The sequence below is a fragment of the Castellaniella sp. genome (assembly GCF_034007085.1).
Lineage (GTDB): Bacteria > Pseudomonadota > Gammaproteobacteria > Burkholderiales > Burkholderiaceae_B > Castellaniella.
This window is the reverse complement of record NZ_JAVERO010000196.1, coordinates 1-3,146: the sequence shown is the minus strand read 5'-3', so window position 1 is coordinate 3,146 and position 3,146 is coordinate 1. Positions and strand designations below refer to the sequence as shown.

Below are 3,146 nucleotides of genomic sequence, written 5' to 3'. Positions count from 1 at the left end.
TCACGGGCCACGAAAGCCGGTACCAGCACGCGCAGGGGGACGGCGTTTTCGTCTTCCAGGGGGCCGACGCCGGCCATTTCGGCGAACATGGTCAGGTCGGATTCCCGGGTCTGGCGCAGCATGAAGGCCTTGAGCGGCTGGCTGCCCCGGTCCAGCGCCTGTTCGAAGGAGATCTCTTCGCGCGCCAGCGGCTGGTAGGCCTGGGCGTAGATCTGGTCGAAGACCGGCGACATGGTGAAGAAAGTCAGAAACAGGGCCAGGCCCACCAGGACGGCATTGGGTGGCGAGACCCCGGTGCCTAGCGCGTTGCGCAACAGGCCCAGCACGATGATGATGCGGGTGAAGCCCGTCATCATCAGCAGTGCTGCCGGCAGGAACGACAGCATGGTCAGCATGACCAGCGTCTGGACGCTGAGCGACCAGGTCTCGGTGCCGTTGGGGCCCGGCGTAGCGGTCAGGGCGGGCAGGGTGGCCTGCGCCAGGGCGCTGGCGGGCCACCACAGGATCAAGGCCAGGGCGGCCAGCAGCCAGGGCGCCGATCGCGTGGCGCGTGCAGCGGGGCGGCGCATCAGGATCTCGAAAGGGTCTTGCCGAGGGTCTCGGCAAAGTCCCCGGATGCCGCATCGCCGGACCCGGGTTGATCCGGCAGGGTGTGCAGCAGGGTGATCTGCTGGGCGGTCACGCCCAGCACCAGGCGGGTGTTTTCGACCTGGACCAGAGCGACTGAACTGCGCACCCCGAGCCTGAGCGTGCCGAGTACACGCAGGCGGGGTGTCTGCGTGCGCGCCGGCAGCCAGCCGCCTCGGCGAGCCACCCAGGCCAGCATCAGCAACAGGCCCAGGATGAACAGCAGGGCGAGGACGACGCGCAGGATCTGATCCTGGTCCATGCCCAGTCAGCGGCGGTTGTTCAGCCGCGCAATGCGGTCCGAAGGCGTGATGATGTCGGTGACGCGGATGCCGTATTTTTCGTCCACGACCACGACCTCACCCTGGGCAATCAAATAGCCATTGACGTAGATGTCCATGGGCTCGCCGGCCAGGCCGTCGAGTTCGACCACCGATCCCTGGCCCAATTGCAGGATGTTCTTGATCGTCAGGCGTGTACGACCCAGTTCCACGGACAGCTGGACTGGAATGTCCATGATCATGTCGATGTCGCCGTCGGCTTCGCTGGCCTGACCGGACAAGGGCTGGAACACCTGGGCGGCAGCGGACTGGACCGGTGCTGCCTGGGATGCGGCGGTTTGTTCCGCCAGCGCGGCAGCCCAGTCGTCTTCTGCCCCCAGGCCGCTGGCCTGGGTGGGTTGGTCGTGCGCGGACTGTTGTTCGGCCATGGCGGCGGCCCAGTCGTCTTCCGCAGTGCCTGTGGATGACTGGTCCGGCAGGTTCGGGTCCTGGGTGTCGTCTTTGATGTCGCTCATTTTTTCGTGCGGGCTAGCAGTTTGTCGGAGTCGTCGGGCGAGGCCAGAACCTTGCGCACGCGCAGGGCATAGCGGCCGTTGAATGTGCCATAGCCGCATTCCAGCACAGGGACGCCGCCTACGCGGGCCGTGACGGTAGGCTGGATATCCACTGGCAGCACGTCGCCCACGGAAAGATGCATCAGTTCGGCGATCGAAGTGTCGATCCGGGCGAATTCCACCGCCAGTTCGACTTCGGCGCTGCGGACTTCGCGCGAGAGCTGCTGGGTCCAGCGCAGGTCGATCGCGTCGGCGGCGGCTTGCTGAAGCGGACGCGTCAGCAGGTCACGGATGGGCTCGAGCATCGAGTAGGGCAGGCAGATGTTGAGCCTGCCTCCGGAGGCGCCGAGTTCGATGTTGAAGGAGGACACCACCACGATATCGTTGCCGGAACTGATGCTGGCGAACTTGGTGTGCATTTCCGAGCGGATGTATTCCAGTTCCAGCGGATAGACGGATTCCCAGGATTCCCGGTAGCAGTCCAGCGTCAAGCCCATCAGACGGCGGATGATGCGCTGTTCGGTGTTGGTGAAGTCGCGCCCTTCGATCCGGGTGTTGTAGCGTCCGTGCCCCCCGAACAGGCTGTCGATGACCAGGAAGACCAGATTGGGGTCGTAGGTGAACAGGCCGGTGCCGCGCAGCGGCTTCAGGGCGACCATGTTCAGGTTGCTGGGCACTGGCAGGTTGCGTTCGAAATCCGAATATTTCTGGATCTTGATCGTGTTGACAGTGATGTCGGCGTTGCGGCGCATGAAACTGAAGAACATCGAGCGCAGGCGCCGTGCGAAGCGTTCGTTGATCAGTTCCAGGGTCTGCATCCGGTGCCGCACGACACGGTCGGGCGACCCCAGGTCATAGGGACGAACCCCATCCTGGGGTTCCGGGGTGGCCTGCTGAACCGAGGACTCTTCACCGGTGACGCCTGCAAGCAGGGCATCGATTTCGTCCTGGGAGAGCATGCTGTGGTAGGCCATTACTGCACCACGAAGGCTGTGAAGAGCACGTCGGCGATCTGGGGGCCGGGCAGCTGCGCGGCAAAGGGGCGCGCCAGGGACACCTTCAGGGAGTCGGCCAGCGCCTGGCGGCCTTCCGGCGTCTGGATGAGTGCTAGCGGTTGCGCCGACAGCACCTTGAGGATGCGGTCGCGGACTTCAGGCATGTAGTCCGTGATCTGCTGGCGAGAGGCCTCGTCGCCCATGCGCAGGGTGATCGCGGTATAGAGGATCCGGTTGCGGGTTTCGCCGTACAGTGTGACGGTGAACGGTTCGAGCGCGGCAAAGATCGGAGTCGGAACCATGGGCGGCTCGACAGGAGCCTGGGGCACCTGGACTGGGGCGGAGGCGACCGCTGGGTTGCCGGGGGCGCTGTCCCTGCTGGTGAACCACATCGTGGCTCCGACCGAGGCACCGATGATGATGATGAGCAGGAGAATGAATTTGAGTAGCCTGAGCATGGTTCCGGGTTAATGCGTCACGATGACTGATGGGCAAAATGAGGCATTTTAATGCGGGTCCTGCCCAGGAAAGCGAAAGTAATCACGCAAAGGTATCCACCAGTGCGTCCGGACGGGAGAGGGTTCTGGGGGGGGCGGATGCGACAGGCAGGGCCGTCGAATCCGCGACCTGACCGTCCAGGCTGAAAGAGGATTCACCATGGCGGGCCGGCGTTGTCTGGCCCTGGGCCT

Annotated in this window: 5 protein-coding genes; all 5 read right to left on the bottom strand. The window is 64.4% G+C overall.

Translation table 11 applies throughout. The features are described 5' to 3' along the window. Nucleotides 1-569: flagellar type III secretion system pore protein FliP (locus RBR29_RS11600; protein WP_320349435.1), on the bottom strand; the 569-nt coding region annotated here is incomplete at its 3' end. Next, nucleotides 569-889, bottom strand: a complete 321-nt coding sequence (gene fliO, locus RBR29_RS11595) for a flagellar biosynthetic protein FliO (RefSeq protein ID WP_320349433.1) — start codon at nt 887-889, stop codon at nt 569-571. The genes RBR29_RS11600 and fliO, both read right to left, overlap by 1 nt. 6 nt (nt 890-895) lie before the next feature. Then, entirely contained in the window at nt 896-1,336 is a 441-nt protein-coding gene (gene fliN, locus RBR29_RS11590; RefSeq protein ID WP_320349436.1) for a flagellar motor switch protein FliN, read from the bottom strand. Nucleotides 1,337-1,419: 83 nt separating this feature from the next. Beyond that, nucleotides 1,420-2,436: a flagellar motor switch protein FliM gene (gene fliM, locus RBR29_RS11585; RefSeq protein WP_320349432.1), complete on the bottom strand. Its 1,017-nt coding sequence runs from the start codon at nt 2,434-2,436 to the stop codon at nt 1,420-1,422. Next, on the bottom strand, nt 2,436-2,915 hold the full coding sequence (locus RBR29_RS11580) for a flagellar basal body-associated FliL family protein (RefSeq protein WP_320349431.1): 480 nt from the start codon (nt 2,913-2,915) through the stop codon (nt 2,436-2,438). Before RBR29_RS11580 ends, fliM begins: the two co-directional genes overlap by 1 nt. Between the last annotated feature and the right edge of the window lie 231 nt (nt 2,916-3,146).